At 71.2% G+C, this 21,084-nt stretch carries 16 protein-coding genes; 9 read left to right on the top strand and 7 right to left on the bottom strand.

The window, feature by feature from the left end; genetic code table 11:
• Positions 1-5: 5 nt before the first annotated feature.
• Complete coding sequence (locus OG776_RS03265) at positions 6-956, top strand: STM4011 family radical SAM protein (RefSeq protein ID WP_329318737.1); 951 nt, start codon at positions 6-8, stop codon at positions 954-956.
• On the opposite strand, the gene OG776_RS03270 is transcribed toward OG776_RS03265, so the two are convergent.
• Together OG776_RS03270 and OG776_RS03275 are read right to left on the bottom strand one after the other, a co-directional pair.
• Positions 907-2,007: an NAD-dependent epimerase/dehydratase family protein gene (locus tag OG776_RS03270; RefSeq protein ID WP_329318739.1), complete on the bottom strand. Its 1,101-nt coding sequence runs from the start codon at positions 2,005-2,007 to the stop codon at positions 907-909. The two genes, OG776_RS03265 and OG776_RS03270, sit on opposite strands and share 50 nt — an antisense overlap.
• A 13-nt stretch (positions 2,008-2,020) precedes the next feature.
• On the bottom strand, positions 2,021-2,449 hold the full coding sequence (locus OG776_RS03275) for a MerR family transcriptional regulator (RefSeq protein ID WP_329318741.1): 429 nt from the start codon (positions 2,447-2,449) through the stop codon (positions 2,021-2,023).
• 188 nt (positions 2,450-2,637) lie between these two features.
• Between OG776_RS03275 and OG776_RS03280 the strand changes: the two genes are divergently transcribed.
• Positions 2,638-3,108, top strand: a complete 471-nt coding sequence (locus OG776_RS03280) for a nuclear transport factor 2 family protein (protein WP_329318743.1) — start codon at positions 2,638-2,640, stop codon at positions 3,106-3,108.
• Between the two features lie 50 nt (positions 3,109-3,158).
• Here OG776_RS03280 and OG776_RS03285 read toward each other — a convergent pair whose 3' ends face one another.
• Both OG776_RS03285 and OG776_RS03290 read right to left on the bottom strand, forming a co-directional pair.
• A complete protein-coding gene (locus tag OG776_RS03285; protein ID WP_148012483.1) occupies positions 3,159-4,163 on the bottom strand; it encodes a cytochrome d ubiquinol oxidase subunit II in 1,005 nt (334 codons plus the stop codon).
• Positions 4,160-5,578, bottom strand: coding sequence for a cytochrome ubiquinol oxidase subunit I (locus tag OG776_RS03290; protein ID WP_329318745.1), 1,419 nt, complete (start codon positions 5,576-5,578; stop codon positions 4,160-4,162). The genes OG776_RS03285 and OG776_RS03290 overlap by 4 nt, the downstream gene beginning before the upstream one ends.
• A gap of 305 nt (positions 5,579-5,883) precedes the next feature.
• Between OG776_RS03290 and OG776_RS03295 the strand changes: the two genes are divergently transcribed.
• Complete coding sequence (locus OG776_RS03295; protein WP_329318747.1) at positions 5,884-7,092, top strand: acyltransferase family protein; 1,209 nt, start codon at positions 5,884-5,886, stop codon at positions 7,090-7,092.
• A 151-nt stretch (positions 7,093-7,243) separates the two neighbouring features.
• On the opposite strand, the gene OG776_RS03300 is transcribed toward OG776_RS03295, so the two are convergent.
• Positions 7,244-9,478, bottom strand: coding sequence for an ATP-binding SpoIIE family protein phosphatase (locus OG776_RS03300; RefSeq protein WP_148012486.1), 2,235 nt, complete (start codon positions 9,476-9,478; stop codon positions 7,244-7,246).
• A 449-nt stretch (positions 9,479-9,927) separates the two neighbouring features.
• On the opposite strand from OG776_RS03300, the gene OG776_RS03305 reads away from it, so the two are divergent.
• The gene (locus OG776_RS03305) at positions 9,928-10,638 is read left to right on the top strand and encodes a DUF1275 family protein (RefSeq protein WP_148012487.1); all 711 of its coding nucleotides are present in this window, start codon (positions 9,928-9,930) and stop codon (positions 10,636-10,638) included.
• Positions 10,639-10,838: 200 nt separating this feature from the next.
• Positions 10,839-13,199 carry an FdhF/YdeP family oxidoreductase gene (locus tag OG776_RS03310; protein ID WP_329318751.1) on the top strand — a complete coding sequence of 787 codons (2,361 nt, stop codon included), beginning with the start codon at positions 10,839-10,841 and terminating at the stop codon, positions 13,197-13,199.
• A gap of 178 nt (positions 13,200-13,377) precedes the next feature.
• Here the strand turns inward: OG776_RS03310 and OG776_RS03315 are convergent, their stop codons facing one another.
• Entirely contained in the window at positions 13,378-13,869 is a 492-nt protein-coding gene (locus OG776_RS03315) for a hypothetical protein (protein WP_148012489.1), read from the bottom strand.
• Positions 13,870-14,257: 388 nt separating this feature from the next.
• Here OG776_RS03315 and OG776_RS03320 point away from each other — a divergent pair, with 388 nt between their 5' ends.
• The 3 genes from OG776_RS03320 to OG776_RS03330 all read left to right on the top strand — a co-directional run bounded on the left by OG776_RS03320 (position 14,258) and on the right by OG776_RS03330 (position 19,005).
• Positions 14,258-15,382 carry a hypothetical protein gene (locus OG776_RS03320; protein WP_329318753.1) on the top strand — a complete coding sequence of 375 codons (1,125 nt, stop codon included), beginning with the start codon at positions 14,258-14,260 and terminating at the stop codon, positions 15,380-15,382.
• A 294-nt stretch (positions 15,383-15,676) separates the two neighbouring features.
• On the top strand, positions 15,677-15,838 hold the full coding sequence (locus OG776_RS03325) for a hypothetical protein (protein WP_187286042.1): 162 nt from the start codon (positions 15,677-15,679) through the stop codon (positions 15,836-15,838).
• 617 nt (positions 15,839-16,455) lie between these two features.
• Complete coding sequence (locus OG776_RS03330; protein ID WP_329318756.1) at positions 16,456-19,005, top strand: discoidin domain-containing protein; 2,550 nt, start codon at positions 16,456-16,458, stop codon at positions 19,003-19,005.
• A gap of 373 nt (positions 19,006-19,378) precedes the next feature.
• On the opposite strand, the gene OG776_RS03335 is transcribed toward OG776_RS03330, so the two are convergent.
• Complete coding sequence (locus tag OG776_RS03335) at positions 19,379-19,570, bottom strand: hypothetical protein (RefSeq protein WP_030190387.1); 192 nt, start codon at positions 19,568-19,570, stop codon at positions 19,379-19,381.
• Positions 19,571-19,737: 167 nt separating this feature from the next.
• Between OG776_RS03335 and OG776_RS03340 the strand changes: the two genes are divergently transcribed.
• A complete protein-coding gene (locus OG776_RS03340; protein ID WP_148011235.1) occupies positions 19,738-20,871 on the top strand; it encodes a glutathione-independent formaldehyde dehydrogenase in 1,134 nt (377 codons plus the stop codon).
• The last annotated feature ends 213 nt before the right edge of the window (positions 20,872-21,084 follow it).

The following is a 21,084-nucleotide window of genomic DNA, read 5'->3' on the forward strand; positions in this document are numbered from 1 at the left end:
CGACCATGGACCTGACAGACCCAACAGACCTGACAAACCTCACCGTCCTCTATCGCGGGCCCCTGGCCTCCTGCGACTACGACTGCCCGTACTGCCCGTTCGCCAAGCGCCGGGACAGCGCGGCCCAGCTGCGCGCCGACCGTGCCGCGCTCGAACGGTTCGTGGCCTGGGCGCGTGGTCCGCACGACCACCGGCTGTCGGTGCTGTTCACACCGTGGGGCGAGGGACTGACCCGCTCCTGGTACCGCCGGGCTCTGGTGGACCTGTCCCACGAACCGCGCGTCGAGCGGGTCGCCACCCAGACCAACCTGAGCTGCCGCACCGACTGGCTCACGGAGGCGGCGGCCGACACGGTCGCCCTCTGGTGCACGTATCACCCGGGGCAGACACCCTACGGGCGGTTCCTCGCCAAGACGCACCGCCTGTCCGGCCTGGGGATCCGGTACAGCGTGGGTGTGGTGGGCCTCCCCGAGCATCTGGACGACGCACGGCGGTTGCGTGCCGACCTGCCCTCGCACGTCTATCTGTGGATCAACGCCGCCGAGGGCCACACCTACACCGACGAGCAGGCCGACGAGTGGACCGCGCTGGATCCGCTCTTCCCGTACAGCCGGCGTCCGCACCGCTCGGCGGGGCTGCCGTGCCGGACCGGCCGGAGCGTCGTCTCGGTCGACGGAGAGGGCACCGTCCGGCGCTGTCACTTCGTCCGGACGGAGCTCGGCAACCTCTACGACGGCTCCTACCGCTCCGCGCTCGCCCCGAGGCCGTGCCCGCTCACCGCGTGCGACTGTCACATCGGGTACGTCCATCTGGAGACCCTGCCGTTGTACGACGTCTTCGCGGGCGGGGTCCTCGAACGCGTCCCCCGCGCGCAGGCGCTGCCGCCGCGCCCGCTCCTCCCGGTGGTCAGCGGCCGACCCGGTCCTCCGGCAGCTTCACCAGCCCCAGCTCGATGAGGCTGTCGGCGGTGTCGAGGACCGTCCTGGTGACGTCGCGGGGTTCCCAGCCGAGCACGGAACGTGCCTTGGCATTGCTGATGACGGGAATCCGGCCGCCCAGTCCCACGGCGTCCCGGAGCGCCGGCTGAGTCTTCGCCGCTTCGCGCATCTCTTCGAGGGTGAGCTCCGCGGACGGCAGGGCGTCGGCGGCCGCCGGCAGGTGCGCCCGGAGGGTCCGGGCCATGCCGAGGAAGCTGACCGACGGTCCGCCCACCGCGAGGAAGCGTTCCCCGGCCGCCTGGGGATGGAGCATGGCGCGCAGGTGCAGGTCCACGACGTCGCGGACGTCGACGACGCCGAAGTACATGAGTGGTACCGCCGGGATCCGGCCGGTCATCATGGACCGGACGATGTCGGTCGACGCGGCGAGGCGCGGTCCGAGCACGGGCCCGAAGATGCCCACGGGGTTGACGACCGTCAGCTCGATCTCCCCGTCGGCGTCCACGAAGTCCCAGGCCGCGCGCTCCGCGAGGACCTTGGACTTGTGGTAGGCGGGGAGACCGACGGTGTCGGGGTCGGTCCAGTCCTCCTCCGTGTACCGGTCGTCGGGCTTCACGGTGTAGCCGACCGCCGCGAAGGAGGACGTCATGACCACGCGCCGCACGCCCGCCGCACGCGCGGCGGAGAGGACCCGCAGCGCGCCGTCGCGTGCCGGGCGGACGAGTTCGTCCTCGTGCTCCGGGGGCGTGGCGGGAAAGGGCGACGCCACGTGCAGCACCTGGCTCACGCCGTCCACCGCGGCGGGCCAGCCCGCGTCGGCGGACAGATCCGCCACGGCGAACTCCAGCAGGTCCCGCCGGTCCGCTCCGGCCTGCCGCACGAGGTCCAGCACCTCGGCCTCACGGCCGGGTTCCCGGATCGTCACCCTGGTCCGGTACCCGTCACGCAGCAGCCGGGCGACCAGGTGACCGCCGACGTATCCGGTCGCGCCGGTCACCAGCACCGTTCCCACGCCGGAGGCGTCAGGAGCCTCGGAAGCGCCGAAAGCAGGGTTGTTCTCCACACGCATGTCGCTCAGTCCCTCAGGGTTCGAATTGTTCGAGGATCGCCGTGACGGTCTCGACGGCCCGGCGCTCGGCGGCGGCGTCGCCGCGCACGCGGGCGTCCCACATCCGGGTCTTCCCCCGGAGGTAGGCGAGGCGGGACTTCAGCCGTTCGATGTCGTCGGCCAGCTTCTCCGCCTGGTCGGCGAACAGGTCCCGCTGTTCCTCCGCCGCGGCGTTGCCCAGCGGGAGCAGGTCCACGTAGCGGCGCATCCCGGCGACGGTCATGCCAGCCGAGCGCAGACAGGCCAGCGCCACGACCCGGTCGGCCGTCGCCGCCCCGTAGCGCCGATGGCCGCTGGACTCGTCGCGGCCCACCACTCCCAGCAGGCCGACCTTCTCGTAGTAGCGGAGCGTGGGCTCGCTGAAGCCCGAGCGTCGCGCCATCTCCTGAATGGTCAGACTCACCGTTCGTCCTCCGTCGTGTCCGTCGTGAAGAAGCCTCCGGCCCTTCAAGCGCTTCAAGTCAAATGTCCTGGACCTGGGCTTCCGGGCCGCCGCGGACGCGCGGATGCGGGGCAGGTCACTCCTGGGGACACTGGGCGTACTGCATCCCCCACCACCCCCCTGTCGCCCACGAGCCGGAGGAACTGACGATGGCCGGGAAGCCGCCTTATCCGCCGTTCGACGCCGAGAGTTCCGTGCAGAAGGTCCGGGCGGGCGAGGACGCCTGGAACACCCGCGACCCCGGGAAGGTCTCGCTGGCCTACACCGAGGACAGCCGCTGGCGGAATCGTTCACTCTTCATCAACGGACGCGAGGAGATCGTCGCCTTCCTCACCCGCAAGTGGGAGCACGAGCTCGAATACCGGCTGATCAAGGAGCTGTGGGCGTTCGGCGGGAACCGGATCGCCGTCCGGTTCGCCTACGAGTACCACACGGTCACCGGGGACTGGTTCCGCGCCTACGGCAACGAGAACTGGGAGTTCGCCGACGACGGGCTGATGAGCGTGCGCCACGCGAGCATCAACGACGTACCGATCACCGCATCCGAGCGCGCCTTCGACTGGGACCGTTCGGGGCCGCGCCCGGCCGACTACCCCAGCCTCAGCGACTTCGGCTTCTGACCCGGGAGGCCCCGGACCGTCGGCCCCGGATGTCCCGGGGTCTCGGACGGTCAGACGCGGGCGCGGAGCCTGCCCTGGCCGGAGAGGCGGAACAGCAGGATCAGCGACGGCAGGATGATCAGCGCGGCGACGCAGGCGACGCCGAGGAGGACGGCCAGCGTGGTGTCGGGGGCCGCGGCCGCGTGGATGCGCAGATGCGTGCCGAGCAGGAAGGGGTACTGGGCCACTCCCCAGCCGACGACCACGGCGGCGATGGCCAGCGCGGCGATCTCGCGGCGGCCGGCGCGGCGGCCCAGGCCCGCACCCGCCATGCCGGCGACTCCGCAGAGCGCCGCGAGCACCATCAGCGGCAGCCCCCGGTGACTGAGCTGGTGGAACAGCCGGGGTGCGTCCGTCCTGAGCACGAAGATCCCGGCGACGCTGACGGCCCCCGCCACGGCTCCGGCGAGCAGGGCGCGGTCACGGAAGTACCGTTCGAGGCCCGCGTCGTCGAGCCGGTGGGCCGCCGCGGCCAGGTAGAAGGCGGCGAGGTAGGCACAGCTGACGACAGCGAGGACGCCACCGAGGACGGAGGTCGGATTGAGCCAGCTGGTGAAGGCGTCGCCGTTGCCCCCGGTGGGCACCCGGCCCGAGGCGATGCCGCCTGCGATGGAGCCGAAGCAGTAGGGGGTCAAGACGGAGGAGGCCGCGAACAGGGTTCCGTTGAGGCGCTGTTGGGGTGTCCGCACGGAGACCTTGCGGAAGGCGAAGCCCGCTCCGCGAAGGACGATGCCGAGGGCGGCCAGCAGCAGGGGCACGTACAGGGTCGTGGTGATCGCGGCGAAGGCCGTGGGGAAGCCGCTCCACAACATGACCAGGCAGTAGATGAGCCAGGTGTGGTTGGCCTCCCAGACCGGACCGATCGACAGGTCGACCAGGTGGCGGGGTTTCTTGCCGCGTTCGGCTCCCCCGGCCGTCAGGTCCCAGAAGCCGGCTCCGAAGTCGGCCCCGCCGAACAGCGCGTACGCGACGACGCCGACGAACATGACCAGGGCGACCACGTCACTGAGGTTCATCGCTCGTCTCCTGCCGTGCGGGACGTGGCATAGGGCTGCTCGGGTCCGTAGGGGACGTAGACCGTCGCGTCGCCCGCGGTCCGCCAGCGCCGGGCCATGGCGCGCAGGACCAGGACGCCACCGGTGCCGACCGCCGCGTACAGGGCGAGGGTCGCGCCGAACAGCGGCCACAGGTTGCCCTGTGTGGTCACGGCCTGCCTCGTCAGCAGCAGTCCGACGACGGTCCAGGGCTGCCGCCCGACCTCGGTGACGACCCAGCCGCTCTCCAGGCAGACGACGGCGACGACACCGCTCAGCGCGGCGCCCCGCAGGAACCAGCGGTTGGTGGGCACCGTCCGTCCCCGCCACCACAACCAGGCGAACCAGAGGACGAGGCCGAGCATGAGGAAGGTGGTGCCGACCATCACGTCGAAGGCCAGGTGCACGAGGGTGACGCTGCGGTCGGTGGGCCGTACCTCCGGCGGGATCTCCTCCAGGCCCTTGATCTCCGTGGAGGGGGTGAAGCCGGCCAGGATCGACGCCATGTCCGGGATCGGAAGGCCGTATCTGACCTTGCCGTCGATCAGGAACCCGCCGAGGTTCTCCGGCACGTGATCGCCTGTCGTGGGCAGGAGCTCGATCGCCGCGAACTTGGCGGGCTCCTCCTGGAACACCTCGCGGGCCACCGTGTCGCCGACGACGACCTGCACCGGAACGGCCGCCGCCGCGACGAGGAAACCGATGAGGAACCCTAGCCGGTGGTGGCGGTCCTGACGTCCTTTGAGCATGCCGGCCGCGTACACGCCGGCGACCGTGAAACCGGCCACGATGTAGGCGGCGAGGAGCATGTGCACGGTCTCGAACCAGAACGCTCCGTTGAAGAACACGCCCAGCGGGCGTACGGCGGTGACATGTCCGTCCCGCAGGGTGATCCCGCCGGGCTGGTTCATCCAGCTGTTGGCGGCGATGACGGCAGCCGCCCCGCCGAGGCTGGCCAGCACGACCGGAACCCCGGTCCAGAAGTGCGCCCAGGGCGGGAGCCGGTTCCAGCCGTACAGGTAGATCGAGACGAAGATGGCCTCGAGGAAGAAGAAGAGTCCCTCCACCGCGAACGGCATCCCGAAGGCGGCGCCGTAGTCGCCCATCAGACCGGGCCACAGGATGCCGAGTTCGAACGAGAGGACCGTACCGGTGATCGCCCCCATCGCGAAGAGCACGGCGGCCACCTTCGACCAGCGCCGGGCGAGCCGCAGGGCGTCGTCGTCGCCGTGGCGCAGGCCGCGGTAGTGGGCGATGAGCATGAGCGCGGTCAGGGCGACGCCGAACGGCACCAGGATGATGTGGAAGCCGAGGGTGAACGCCATCTGCTCCCGGGCCGGGAGCAGCTGCGGGGGATCTCCGACGGCCGCCAGGGCCTTGCTCACTGGATGCAACACCCGGTCCATGCTCGCGTGATGACGGCTCATCCGGGACGCCCGCGGTGCGGCGCGGCGCGGGGTGCCACCCGGACGGGCTAGCCGCCCCGCACACGGCGTGGCCGTCGGACGCCGTGTCCTCACGCCGCGTGGCCGTCGGGGCGCGGTGTCCTCACGTCGCTTGCCCGGCGGCGGCTCGTCCGCGGTGCCCCGCCCAGGCCGTGCACCGGAGGCTGATCGTCGGGGTGAGCGGGGTCCGTCGCGGGGGTGGCGTCCGGCGGCCGCCTTCCCAACACTGGTGGCCTACGGGTGACGGGGGCTCGGACATGGTGACGGGTACGGAACCGGCGCAGGCACCGCCACCGGCGCGACGGCCGGAGCTGGACGCGATCCGGATGCTGGTCGTGATCGGGCTGGTCTTCTTCCACTCGGCGCTGGTGTTCGCCACCGACGACGATTTCTACGTCAAGAACGCCGAGACCACCGAAGCCGTGCTGATCATCGCCGGGTTCGGGGTCGTCTGGGCCATGCCGCTGCTGTTCCTCATCTCCGGCCTCGGTGCCTGGCACTCGCTCCAGCGCCGCGGCGCGGGCGGCTTCGCCGCAGAGCGGCTGCTGCGGCTCGGCGTTCCACTGGTCTTCGCGACCCTCGCGCTGAACCCGCTGCCGCAGTGGCTGCGGCTGCGCTCGGCCGACGCCGGCTACCACGCGTCGTACCTCGGCTTCCTGCCCCGCTTCTACGACGTGCGCCTGGAGCCGGCAGAGTTCCCCTTCCTCGTCCAGAGCGAGCACTTCGAGACCGGCCATCTCTGGTTCGTCGTGCTCCTCCTGACGTTCTCCCTGATGCTGGCGCCGTTCCACCGGTGGCTGCCGCGCGAGCGCGTCCGCCGCGTCGGCGACCGGGTGGCGGAGGCGGCCCTGCGCCGGCGGGGCGCCGTGTTCCTGCCCGCCCTCGCCTTCGCGGCGATCTGCGCCTTCGCACGGATGGAGGAGGACTACGCGGGCTGGCACCGGTGGTCGTACCTGCTGTTCTTCGTCGCCGGCTTCGCGCTCGCCGCCGACGACCGCTTCCGCACCGTGATGCGGCGTGACGCCGGGACCGCGGCCTGGCTCGGCGTCCTGCTGTTCGCGGCTTCCGGCCCCGGCTTCGCCCTGGCCGACGAGCCCTTCACGGAGACGACCGCCCTGGCCGCGGCCTCACGGGCGCTGTTCGGTGCGGCCGGTTGGTGCCTGGTAATCGCCATCCCGGGCCTCCTCGACCGTCGGCGGCCGGGAAAATCGCGTACGGCGCCGACCCCGACCCCTACCAAGCGTGGGCGCCTCTACGGCTATCTCGCCACAGCCGTGCTGCCGCTGTACGTCCTGCACCAGCCGATCGTGGTCGCCGTCGCCTACTTCGTGACCGGCTGGTCCGCGCCGATCCTGGTCGAGTACGCCGTGCTGGTGGTGATCGCCCTCGTCCTCACCCTCACCTCCTACGAGCTGCTGGTCCGCCGCACTCGGGTGACCCGCTTCCTGTTCGGGATGCGGTCCTGAAGGCCGCGTATCGAACCTGCCGGTCACAGCCGCTTTTGACAGCGGCTCCCGGCCGGGGCACCCTCGTACGGCCCAGGACAACCTCGAACCGCGAGGAGTCCGCGCGCGCCGGGCGGAAGCCCGCGTGCTTCTTGCCCCTCGGCACCAGGCGTCAGGGCAGCGGCTCCTCCGTCCACACCGTCTTGCCCTCCTCGGTGTAGCGGGTGCCCCAGCGGTCGGTGAGGGCGGCGACGATGAGCAGGCCCCTGCCGTCCTCGTCCTGGATGCGGGCGTGCCGGAGGTGGGGGGCCGTGGAGGCCTCGTCGGAGACCTCCAGGGTCAGCGACTGGTCGCGGATCAGCCGCACGGTGGCGGCGCCGCCGGCGTGCCGGATGACATTGGTGACGAGTTCACTGGCGACCGTCTCCGCCGTGAACGCGTGCGAGTCCAGTCCCCAGCTTTCCAGTTGCCCGCGGACCTTGTGCCGGCAGTCCGCGACGGCCGACGGCTCCGGGGGGAACCGCCACGCGGCGACCTGGTCGCGGGCGAGGCGATGGGTACGGACGGCGAGCAGGGCGACCCCGTCCGCGGGAGGCTCGCGCAGCAGGCTGTACACGATGGCGTCGCAGACGGCCTTGGGGTCGTTGGCCGGGCGCTCGCTGATCTCGCGCAGCCGGGAGAACCGCCGGTCGGCCTGGGGGAAGGTGCCCAGCAGCGAGGGGGAGTAGAAGGTGAGCAGGCTCTCGGAAGCCAGCGGGACGTGGACGCACTCGTAGCTGGCGTGGTTGCCCAGGGGCGGTCCGACGATCCGTTCGAGGCTGTCCGGGGTCACCCCGTCCGCGGGGGTGATCAACGGTGGCGGCCAGCCGGCGCTGGCCAGGGTGAGGTGTCCGTCCACGGGGTCGTAGACGGCGTACTGACACCATGCGTGCGCCGCTCCGGAGGACTGGGACGAGGCCCCCTCGCGGGCGATGCGCTGGGCGGCGTCGTCCAGGTGGACCAGCAGTTCGTCAGGCGGCAGGTCCAGTACCGCGAGCGTCGACACGGCCGTACGGAACCGTCCCACGGTGGCCGCCGCGGCGAGTCCCTGATCGGGAATCCGCCCGATCACGATACCGATGCGGGCGCTGGACAGTTCGACGAGGTCGAACCAGAGCGCCTGGCCGACTCCCGGGAGGTGGAAGTGGCACGTGCTGACCGCGCTGACGGTGGGCAGCACCCTGGGCAGCAGGCTCCGCTGCAGGGTGATGGCGAGGGTGTGCTCACGGACGTAGCGACGGGCGTTCTCGATGTGGATGGCCGCGTTGTTGCCCAACTCGGCCGCCAGGGGCACGTCGTCGGTCGTGAAGGGTTCCGGATGCCGGGGGCCGCGGTAGAAGCAGGCGAGCCCCAGGACCCGGCCGTGGACGGACAGCGGCGTGATGATCATCGAGTGGATGCCGGCGCGTTGCAACTCGCCGGCGCGGGCGCCGTCGTGCATCAGCCAGTCGGACGGGGTGGCGTGCGGGTCGACCAGGCGCGGCGCGAGGTCGGCGAGCACCTGTGTATACGGGGTGGGGTACACGAAGCGGCTGGGCTCCCCGACCGCGTACACGCTTCTCATCTGCTCGGTTCCCTCGAACGCCGCCCGGCGCAGGGGCACATCGGCGTCGACGGGCGGCTCGGGAGGTTCGTCGCCCCGCAGCACGGCGTCGAGGAGGTCGACGGAGGCCACGTCCGCGAAGTCCCGGACGGCGACCGCGGCGAGCTCCTGGGCGGTACGGGTGGCGTCGAGGGTGGTCCCGATCTTCCCACGGGCCAGGGCGAGGAGCTCGGCCGCCGCCTGTGTCCGGGCCCGCTCGGTGACGTCGTGGATGACGGTGGCGATCCCGACGGGTTCCTGGCAGACCCCGTGGAGGAGGTAGGCGGTCACGTGGTACGTGCGCGCGCCGCCCTCGCTGTCACGTCCCCGGAGCTCCCGGCTGAGCGCGGGCAGACAGCCGGTGATCACCTGGTCGAGGAGCGGGGCCAGCGGGAGGTCGGGGCCCAGGTCCGCGACCGGCCGGTGGAGGACCTGGTCGGCGGGCAGACCCCGGATCGCCAGGGCGGCGGGGTTGGACCTCAGGACGCGGAGGTTCAGGTCGTAGATCTCGAGGCCCGCGACGGACTGCTCGAAGATGGAACCGAGTGTGTCCTCGGCCCGCCGGAGGGCGGCCCGCACGTGGATACGGCCGTCCTGGGCGTCGCGTCCCGCTTCGAGGGTGAAGGCGCAGTCCGCGTCAGGTCCGAGCAGCCGGCCGAGGAGTTGTCCCGCCGAGAGCTCCTCCGCGTCGGACGCCGCGATCCCCGTCGCCTCGGTGGCCGTCCGGGTCCAGTCGGTGACGGCGCCGTCCTCGGTGAGCGTGAACCACGTCTCGTGCGCCTGCATGCCCGCCTCCTCCAGCTCCCCAGGGCAGACAGTCCGTTGCGAACGGCATCGACCGCGTGGCCGAGAAGAGGGCCGGCCCCTCCATTCCCTTGCCCACGCGACTCCTTGAGGGCCGCAGGACGACTACCTTCCAGAATGCCGTCGGGGGACGGCACCGGCAACTCAGTCACGGGGCTGCTCGGCCCCGCGGGCCGGCCGGGGCCCGCGCCGCGTACGCATACGTCGGCCACCCGCGCGGGTCGTCGGCGCATGCGTACGACGGTGCGTCGCCCTAGATTGATCGCATCGGCTCTGTGACGACGCGGCACCATCCGAGGAGGGCGGGCGAGGGGCATGGACCTGGACGGCGGGGGACCACTCGACCCCGCTTCTCCTCGCCCGCGCCCGTTGTCGACAGGGCTCGCGTCGGGGCCGGCTGCCGGCCGGGGCCGTGGAGGACTCCCACCGCCATGGCGCTGAGACCGGGCGGCCCCGGTGGACGGGGATGGTCAGGCCACGCGCGGACGGCCCAGTTCCTGCTGACGCTGGCCAGTGGTGCCGTCAACGCCGTCAGCTTCCTCACGCTGGGCGGGGTGTTCACGAGCGTCATGACGGCGAATTCCGCTTTGCTGGGACTGGCGCTGGGCAACGGACACCTGTCGCTGGCCAACCTCGCGGCACTCGCCATCGCTGCGTACCTGGTGGGTGCCGTCGCGGGGAGCTGGCTCACGGCCGCGACGGGCCCGGCACCGCTCACCGGGGTGACGGGCGCCCTGCTCGCGGAGAGCGCGCTGCTGTGGGCGCTGTTCGCCGTCTGGCTGGTCCTGGACGGCGCGCCCGGGACGACGGCCCGTGCGGCGCTGCTCGCGGTGGGAGCCGGGGCGATGGGCTGCCAGAGCGGCAGCGTCCGTGTGGTGGCCGGCAGCAGTGTGACGACCGCGTACATCACGGGTGCGCTGACGGGACTCGTCGCACAGGCGACGGTGGAGAGGAAGCTGCAGCGGCACAACGGGCTGGTCATCCTGTCGCTCCCGGTCGGCGCCGCGGCGGGCGGCGCCGCGGTGCGCTGGGCCCCGCTCGTCGCACCGGGGGTTCCCGCCGTGCTGGTGACCGCGGCCCTCGCGGTGACGGTGGTACGGCGTCGGCCGGCACCCGGCGACGGGCCCGTCCCCGACGCGTGACCCGGCGGAGCCGGGCCCGCCGGATCGGGAGACCGTCGCGCCTGGTCAGGCAGGACAATCAGACGATACCCCCATAGCATGAAATGTCTGAGCTTGTGAAGCCCTCTGAAGTCGCCTGAAGCCTCCTGACGCCGATGTGAAATGAAGCCCCTTCCCCCTTTCCCCCTTTCCTCTGTTCCACCTATCGCAGGGTGATGGATATGACTGCCTCGGATGTGAACGAGTCGGCGCCTGCCGAACACGCGGAACCACCCCGGACGCCGGACGGCGGCATGGGCCCGACCACGGACAAGAAGCCGTCGCAGGTGCACTACCACCATCCCGCGGCCGGATGGGGCGCCGCCAAGAGCGTCACCCACGTCCTCCTGAAGGAACGAGCGCTGGTCGACGGGCCGCGCGCGATCTTCAGGATGAACCACGAGAACACCGGCTTCGACTGCCCGGGCTGCGCCTGGCCCGACGACACCAAGGGGCTCAAGCTCGACATCTGCGAGAACGGCATCAAGCACGTCACCTGGGAGATGACCCCGAAGCGGGTCGGCGCGGACTTCTTCGCGGCCCACACCGTCTCCGAGCTCTCCACCTGGACGGACTTCGCGCTGGAGGACCAGGGACGCCTCACCGAGCCCCTCGCCTACGACGCCGCCTCCGACCGGTACCTGCCGATCGACTGGCAGGAGGCCTTCGACCTGATCGGCGCCGAGCTGCGGGCCCTGGACAGCCCGAACCAGGCGGCCTTCTACACCTCCGGCCGCCTGGGCAACGAGGCCACGTTCCTGTACCAGCTCATGGCACGCGAATTCGGCACCAACAATCTCCCCGACTGCTCGAACATGTGCCACGAGGCCTCCGGGCGCGCTCTGCAGGCCGCCCTCGGCACCGGAAAGGGCACCGCCGACCTCAAGGACTGGGAGACCGCCGACGCCCTGTTCATCATGGGGGTCAACGCGGCCTCGAACGCCCCCCGCATGCTGACCGCGCTGGCCGAGGCCTATCGGCGCGGTGCGCAGATCGTCCACATCAACCCGCTGGTGGAGGCGGCCGCCACGCGCACGATCGTGCCGCACGACATCACGGACATGGCCCTGTTCAAGTCCACACGGACGAGCACGCTCAACCTCCAGGTCCGCGCGGGCGGCGACATGGCGCTGATGCGTGGCATCGCCAAGGCCGTGCTGGAGGAGTCGGAGCACGATCCCAAGGCCCTGGACCGTGAGTTCATCGACCGTCACACGCATGGCTTCGACGCGTACCGAGCCGTCTGCGAGGCCACGCCGTGGAAGGAGCTGGAACTCCAGTCGGGGCTGACCCGGGCCGAGATCCTGAAGGCCGCGGACATCTACTCGCGCTCCGACCGCACCCTGATCAGCTGGTGCCTGGGCGTCTCGCAGCACGAACACGGCGTCGACACCATCCGCGAGATCGTCAACCTCCTGCTGCTGAGGGGCAATCTGGGCCGGGAAGGTGCCGGCCCCTCCCCCGTGCGCGGCCACAGCAACGTCCAGGGCAACCGCACGTGCGGGATCGACCACCGGCCCACCGAGGCGTTCCTCCGGCGCCTCGACGACGTCTGCGGGATCGAATCACCGCGTCCGCACGGTATGGACACGGTCGCGACGGTCGCGGCCATGCACGAAGGAAAGGTGAAGGTGTTCGTCGGCATGGGAGGCAACTTCGCCCTGGCCGCGCCGGACACCCCCTACACCGCCGAGGGCCTCGCGCGCTGTGAACTCACCGTGCACGTCAGCACCAAACTCAACCGCAGCCATCTCGTCCACGGGAAGAAGGCCCTCATCCTGCCCTGTCTGGGCCGCACCGAGAAGGACCACCAGCGCCACGGTGTGCAGGCCACCTCGGTCGAGGACTCGATGAGCATGGTGCACCTCTCGCTGGGCATGAAGCGGCCCGCCTCGCGCGACCTGTTGTCCGAACCGGCCATCATCGCCGGCATGGCCCGCGCGACCCTCCCCGACAGCAGCACCCCGTGGGAGCACTACATCGAGGACTACGACCGTATTCGCGACACCATGGCCCAAGTGCTGGACGGATTCGAGGACTTCAACCGCCGGGTCCGGCTCCCGCTGGGCTTCCGCATCCGGCAGCCCGCCCGCGAACTCGTCTTCCTCACCCCCACCGGACGCGCGGAGTTCTCGGCGGCACCGCTGCCGGACGTCGTCCCCGAGGACGGCACCCTGATCCTGCAGACCATGCGCTCCCACGACCAGTGGAACACGACGATCTACTCCGACGACGACCGCTACCGCGGCATCAAGAACCTGCGCACGCTGGTCTTCATGAACCGGGCCGACATGCGCGCCCGGCACATCAAGGACGGCAGTCTCGTCGACATCACCGCGACAGCCAAGGACGGTACCCGGCGCACGCTCCGCCAGTACCACGCCCTGCCCTACGACGTGCCCCGGAGCTGCGCGGCCGGTTACATGCCGGAGATGAACGCCCTGATCGCGGCGTGCGACTACAGCGTGCAGAGTGACCAGCCGCTGATGAAGAGCCTCAAGGTGACGATCTCGCCGAGCCGGACGACCGGCCAGGAGGACTGAGTCCTCCCGGCCGGACAGGACGGCGCGCCCGGGAAGGCGCGCCGGTCCGAACCACACCCGGGCCGGGGGCTGGACAGCACCCCGCGCATCGCGCGGGCTCACGTGCGTCGCGCCCCCGTACGGCTTCCTGCCCGCTGAACGCCGGACGCTGGACGCCGCGATACGGCCGCGAGGCCCCTCAGACACCCCGGCGTCGGCCGGCGGGCATCATCCGTTCCAGGACCGCCACGGTCACCACGGCGTAGGCGAGGTGCGGGACGATGTCGGAGACCCAGTCGACGGCTGACCAGGTACGGGGGTCGGTGACCCGCAGCACCGTCATGGGCCCGTTGGTACCGACGAGGGCTCCGGCGGCGGCCACCGCGTAGTGGGCCGGTCGCCCGGGACACCATCCGGCGGCCCGGGCGGCCCCGAGGACCGCACCCATGCCGAGCCCGGCGGCGTAACCGGTCAGCGGGCCGAGGCCGGCCACCCGGTTGTCCTGCTTGTCCCCCTCCCCCGGGATCGGGACGTGCAGCCGCTGCGAGAGCCTGCGCACCGTCACCTCCGGGGTGGAACTGGCGGGGCGGCCGCGCAGCGCGATGTCGCAGTAACTCACCGTGTCGAGCGCCGTGGTGCCCGCGGCACCGGCTGCGGCACCGTACATCAGTCCGCGTGTCAGGCTCGTCATGAGGCACCTTCCCGCCGGGCCCGCGGATGGCGCCGAGCCCGCTGAGGGAGAGAACGTCCGACCCCCGCCCTCCCATTGAACACCCTTACCCCGATCGTCACCTGCGTCGGCGGACGAGCACGCCCGCGTCGGCGCACGGAGCCTCCCGCGCCCGGCCAGGGGCACCCGACGGCGAAACGATCCCGGCGCCCTCCGGCGGCACCGGGCCGGCGGGAAACCGGCACCGGACCGGACGGTCGCCGTCTGTTCATCCCTCGTTCCCTCCCGCGGGGCGTACGGCGGCGTCCTTGAGGGCAGAGCAGGCGCAACCGCGCGCGGCCGGACGGTGTCCGGCGCAACGCGGCGGAGGGGACACCGAGGGCCGCGAGGGCGGCGAGGGGGCGGAGCGATGGAGTTCACGAGAAGCGGGCGGCTGCGGGCGAGCGGCAGGCGCTGGACGGGGTGGGGTCTCGCCGTCGAGGCGGGGGCGATCGTCTGGGCGGTGCCGGCGGACGGACAGGGCCGCGAGTCGGCCTGCATCCTCGCCGCGCTGGCGGCCCTCGGCGTCCTCGCGGGGATCCGGGACCTGCGCCGCGCGGATCGTCCGTTCGGTCTGCGCATCGACGAGCACGGCGTCGCGCTGGCCGAAGGAGGGCTCGGCTGGGGGCAGATCGAGGGCGTGGCCCTGTACTACGCACCGGCGGGCCAGGTGGACAGCGACGACCACACCACCGCCCCGGCGCCCCCGCATCTGCACGTCTTTCCCGTCGAGGGGGCTCAACTGCCCGGTCCGCGCGTGTCCGTCAGGAACGGCCGCCGTGTCCAGGACGTGGCCGACTCCGCCGAACTCGACCAGGGAACCGACGAGTTGATCAAGGCCCTGACCCGGTACGCGGGTCCGCGTCTCGAAGGAGCCCCGCACGGGCTGCGCCGGGCGGCGGCACCCGGGCCCGTGACGTTGCAGGGCCCCGGCTTCGGGCCGCTGACCGACACGGCCGGGACTCTGCGGGCCGCGAAGGCCCCCGCCGGCGCGGCGCGCACCTTCACCGCACGGCGCAACTCCGGCCTCCGGCTGGTGCTCACGCTCGCCCTCGCGGTGGCGGGGACGACCGCGACGATGTCGCTGTTCACCGGCGGTCTCCCGTGGGGGCCCGAACCCCTGTCCGCGTTCGGGCCGTTGGGCGCGGTGCTGGGATGGTCCCTGAGTGTGGGCTCGTTCCGCGAGTGGCGGCGGCCGTTGCGCGTGCGGATCGGGACGGACGGCATCGCCGTACAGAATTTCGCCGCGCCCGAGGTGATGATCCGCTGGGACCAGGCGGTGGCTGTCGCCGTCGGCCGCAGGCCGGGCGCGGTGGAGAAGCATCCGTGGCTGCTGCTGTGGCCGGTCCCCGGGCACGGCTTCGATCTGCCCCACGACATCACCGACGGCCATCAGGTCTACACCCTGGTCGAGTTGCGCCGACTGCGCGACGGCGACGCGGTGGAGCCCACGGCCCGGTACTTCGCGGGCTCGCGCTACGCGGAAACGGCCTGACGGGACCCGCCCGCCACGCGCTTCCCACCCCGTCAGCCGCGCCGCCTCCCTGCTCCGCCGCGCCGACCTCACGTCACACCGCGCCGGTTTCGCCGCCCACCGCACGGGTGTCGCTCTCCCCGCCGCGCCGTTCACCCGGCCCTACCCGCTCCGCCGGGCCGCGTCCGGCGGTCGGTCGGTGCCCTCTCCGGCGGCGTGAGGGTTCCGGGGTGCCGACGTGCAGCATCGGCCAGGCCGCGCGCCTGCTGAGGGTGAGTCCGGAGACGGTGCGCCGGCCGACGGGGCCGGCTGCCCATGGGCCGGGACGGGTCGGGCAACCGGGTGATCGACGGGGTGGGGCTCGCGGACACCGATGTCGTAGGTCATGACACGGGCGCCTTCGCCTCCACCGGTACCGTGGTCGCGGGGAAGGCCAAGTCCTCGTACGCCCTCGGCCCCTGGGGGCCAAGTCGATGAGCGAGAGCCCCCTTCAACCCGGTCGCGCCCGCCGTCGCCGGCGCGCTGCGGGACGCGGCGGGGGTCCGCTTCACCGAACTCCCGCACCCGCGACCGGGTGTGGCTGGCCCTCCGCGAAGCGGCGGCGAACGGTCCGCGCGGAAAGTGACGGGGCGGGCAACCGCCCGCTCCCCCGCTTGTGTTCATCTTCTGCACCCGCGGGACGGTGCCGGGGGGCGTCTTCCCGCACCCTCTGTCACGACGGGGTCCGGGCCCGGGGCGGTGTGCGCCTTCCGGCGCGTCGCCATCGCCTCCAACCTCCGGCCGCGGCCCCGCCCGCTTTCGGGCCACGCCGGGCGCGTCCGGGCAGCTCACCCGGTGCGGACCGGCCCACGGGCGCCTCGCGTGCCGTCGGAGTCTGTGAAGAAGACGCGTCCAAGGGGTTGCCCAGGCATTGCCTCATGACTTAAATCAAAGCCTGAACTAAGCAGCCCTGTAAGCCATTTCGTCTCCTCCGGGTCCCTTCGGCCGCAGTACGGATCTCGGCACGGAGGTCACCCTGGCGTGCCCCGTCACGGATCGTGCGCGGCCTCGGGAGGCCCGCACGGCCCGTCCCCTCCTTCGAACGGAGTGAACGCATGAGACTCAGATCCTTGGGGATCGCGCTCGCCGCAGCGGCGGCGCTCATCACCCTCCCCGCCCATTCGCCCGCCGTCGCGGCGGAGACCCCCCTCTCCCAAGGCCGGACGACCACCTCCTCCTCCGACGAGAACGCCGGCACACCCGCCGCCTACGCCGTCGACGGCAACACCGCCACCCGCTGGTCCTCGGCCGCCACCGACGCCCAGTGGCTGCAGGTCGACCTCGGGACGGCCGCGACGCTGAGCAAGGTCGTCCTCAACTGGGAGACCGCGTACGGCAAGGACTACAAGATCCAGGTCTCGGACAACGGGAGTTCCTGGACCGACGTCAAGTCCGTCACCGGCGGGGACGGCGGCACCGACACCCTCGACGTGACCGGCCACGGCCGCTACGTCCGGATGAGCGGCGTCGCCCGGGGCACCCAGTACGGCTACTCGCTCTGGGAGTTCCAGGTCTTCGGCACCAGCGACACCGGCACTCCCCCGAGCGGGAACTGCAACACCGCCAACGCCGCCAAGGGCAGGCCGGCCACCGCGTCGTCCACCGAGAACGCGGGCACCCCGGCGTCGAGCGCCTTCGACGACAACACCGCGACCCGCTGGTCGAGCCAGGCGTCCGACCCGCAGTGGGTCCAGGTCGACCTGGGCTCGGTCCAGGACATCTGCAAGGTCGACCTCAACTGGGAGGCCGCCTACGGCAAGGCGTTCACGATCCAGGCCTCGGCCAACGGCCAGGACTGGACGACGCTGAAGTCCGTCACCGACGGGACCGGCGGCACGGCCTCGTACGCCGTCTCCGGCTCGGGCCGCTACGTCCGGATCAACGGAACGGCCCGCGGGACCGGTTACGGCTACTCGCTCTGGGAGGTCGCCGTCCACACCGGCTCCACCGGCACTCCGCCGGTCGAGGGCGGCGGGGACCTCGGTCCCAACGTCATCGTGGTGGACCCCAGCACCCCCAACCTCCAGGCCAAGTTCGACCAGGTCTTCGCCCAGCAGGAGTCCAGCCAGTTCGGTTCCGGCCGCTACCAGTTCCTGCTGAAGCCGGGCACCTACAACGGCATCAACGCCCAACTCGGCTTCTACACCTCGATCTCCGGGCTCGGGCTCAACCCCGACGACACGCAGATCAACGGTGACATCACCGTGGACGCCGGCTGGTTCAACGGCAACGCCACCCAGAACTTCTGGCGTTCGGCGGAGAACCTCGCCATCCGGCCCGTCAACGGCACGGACCGCTGGGCCGTCGCCCAGGCCGCGCCGTTCCGCCGGATCCACGTCCAGGGCGGTCTCAACCTCGCCCCGAACGGCTACGGCTGGGCGTCCGGCGGCTACATCGCCGACTCGAAGATCGACGGCACGGTCGGCCCGTACTCGCAGCAGCAGTGGTACACCCGTGACAGCTCGGTCGGCGGCTGGACCAACGGCGTGTGGAACATGACGTTCTCCGGAGTGCAGGGCGCACCCGCGACCAACTTCGACAGCGGCCCGTACACCACCCTGGACAACACTCCCGTCTCCCGCGAGAAGCCGTTCCTGTACCTGGACGGCAGCACCTACAAGGTGTTCGTGCCCGGGAAGCGGACCAACGCCCGCGGTGTGTCCTGGCCCGCCAACGCCGGCGGCACCTCGCTGTCGCTGGACCAGTTCTACGTCGTCAAGCCCGGCGCGACCGCGGCGACCATCAACGCCGCACTCGCCCAGGGACTCAACCTCCTCTTCACCCCGGGCGTGTACCACCTCGACCAGACCATCAACGTGAACCGCGCCAACACCGTCGTGCTCGGGCTGGGGCTGGCCACCATCGTTCCCGACAACGGCGTCGACGCCATGCACGTCGCCGATGTCGACGGTGTCCGGCTCGCCGGTTTCCTCATCGACGCGGGCTCCGCCAAGTCCGACACCCTGCTGCAGATCGGCCCGGCGGGCAGCTCGGCCGACCACGCCGCCAACCCCACCACCATGCAGGACGTGTTCGTCCGTATCGGCGGCGCCGGACCCGGCCTGGCCACCAACTCCGTGGTGGTCAACAGCGACGACGCCATCGTCGACCACACCTGGATCTGGCGCGCCGACCACGGCACCGGCGTCGGCTGGGAGACGAACCGCGCCGACTACGGTCTGGTGGTGAACGGCGACGACGTCCTCACCACCGGTCTGTTCGTGGAGCACTTCAACAAGTACGACGTGCTCTGGAACGGCGAACGCGGCCGGACGATCTTCTTCCAGAACGAGAAGGCCTACGACGTGCCGAACGCGGCCGCCATCACCCATGACGGCATCGTCGGCTACGCCGCCTACAAGGTCGCCGACAGTGTCAACGTCCACGAAGCGTGGGGTCTCGGCAGTTACTGCAACTTCACGTCCGATCCGACGATCGTCCAGCAACACGGGTTCCAGGTCCCCGTCAAGACGGGCATCAAGATGCACGACATCCTGGTGATCTCGCTCGGCGGCAAGGGGCAGTACGCCCATGTCGTCAACAACACGGGCTCACCCACCTCGGGCACGGACACCGTTCCGTCGAAGATCACCCAGTTCCCCTGACCGACCACCGGGAACGCTGAGCACCTGACCACAGGCCCGTGGTCCGCCCAGGGGGGCGGGCCACGGGCTCCTGGTGTCCGGGTGGCACGGCCGATCGGCGGGGCCGGTCCGGCGACGTCCGGGGCGTCAACGGCGAAGGCGCCGGTCACCGGCCTTTCCGGACCCGTACCGGTCACGCCGAGTCCTCACCCGTGCACGGATCGTCGCCGAAGCTCTTCGGTGGCCCTCTCGCGAACGCCGGTCACCGGCACTCCGGCCGTACGCACGCCACGGCCGGTCCGGCGGGCCCGGTGGGCCCGGTGGGCCCGCGCGCGGACCGGCCGTCGACGAGACGGGAGGGGCGGGAGGGGAGGGGAGGGGCGGCGTGGCGCTGTCAGCGGTCGGCGATGTCCTCGCGGAGGCCGTCGGAGAACTCCCACCACGACAGGGGGAGCCAGTCACCGTTCACGAACGCGTCGACCGTGGCGCCGCGACCGCGGACAGTGACGGTCGTCCCGGGCGGGTACGTGGTGCCGGACAGTCCCGGTACGGGGACAAGCAGGGTTCCGAGTCGCTGTGCTGACACCTTTCGCTCTCCCTTTCCATTCTCTCGTCGCGGCACCGGAATGCCATTCGTGCCGACATTACCGGCTTGTCCGATCGGGCAGACCGGACAATCATGAGAGATGGGTCACGCGATGAATGCGGCGGGGGTGACATCCGGACGCGTATTTCCCTACGGAGGTACCAGCCATGAAGGCCGTTGTGTACAAGGGACCGTTCACCGTGGCGGTCGAAGAGGTTGAAAGGCCCAGCATCCAGCACCCCAACGACGCGATCGTACGCATCACCTCCACCGCGATCTGCGGTTCGGACCTGCACATGTACGAGGGTCGCACCGCCGCCGAGCCCGGAATCGTCTTCGGCCACGAGAACATGGGAATCATCGAGGAGACCGGCCAGGGCGTCACCGCGCTCAAGAAGGGCGACCGCGTGGTCATGCCCTTCAACGTCGCCTGCGGTTTCTGCACCAACTGCGTCGAGGGATTCACGGGGTACTGTCTCACCGTCAATCCCGGCTTCGCGGGCGGTGCTTACGGCTATGTCGCCATGGGACCGTACAAGGGCGGCCAGGCCGATTACCTCCGCGTCCCCTACGCCGACTTCAACTGCCTGAAACTCCCGCCAGGACAGGAACACGAGAACGACTTCATCCTGCTCGCCGACATCTTCCCCACCGGCTACCACGGTTGCGAACTCGCACAGGTCCGGCCCGGCGAGAGCGTCGCGGTGTACGGCGGCGGACCGGTCGGACTCATGGCCGCCTACTCGGCGCTGATACGCGGCGCGAAGAAGGTGTTCGTCGTGGACCGCATCGCCGAACGCCTGCAGAAGGCCGAGGAGATAGGCGCGGTACCGATCAACTTCGCCGAGGGCGACCCGGTCGAGCAGATCAAGGACCGGACCGACGGCATCGGCACGGACAAGGGCGTGGACGCCGTCGGTTACCAGGCCACGGCGCACGGCACGGAACGCGAGGAGCCGGCGACGGTCCTCAACTCGCTCGTGGGGACGGTCCGGGCGACCGGCGCGGTCGGTGTGCCCGGGCTCTACGTCCCCTCCGACCCGGGTGGACCGGACGAGCAGGCCAAGCACGGCATGCTCCTCGTGGCGATCGGCAAGCTCTTCGAGAAGGGCCTGAGGATCGGGACCGGTCAGTGCAACGTCAAGCGCTACAACCGCTTCCTGCGCGACATGATCATCGAGGGCCGGGCGAAGCCGAGCTTCGTCGTCTCCCATGAGATGCCCCTGGACCAGGCGCCCTCGGCGTACGACAAGTTCGACAAGCGGATCGAGGGCTACACGAAGGTCGTGCTGCACCCGTAGCCGTGCCTACCCGCGGCAACCGTCCACGGAACGGACAGGACGCGTCAGCGGGAACGAAGGGAACCAGGACCCGGCCGGGACCGGCGGGAACAGGATCACCCGCCCGCGGGTCCGACGGGGAACGAGGACCCAGGACACTTCCGCAGGGAAAGACCCGGAGGCCGGAGCCGCAGAGGGTGAGGCGGCTCCGGCCTCCGCCCGTGCCGCACGCGG

The organism is Streptomyces sp. NBC_01689 (assembly GCF_036250675.1).
Classification (GTDB): Bacteria; Actinomycetota; Actinomycetes; order Streptomycetales; family Streptomycetaceae; genus Streptomyces.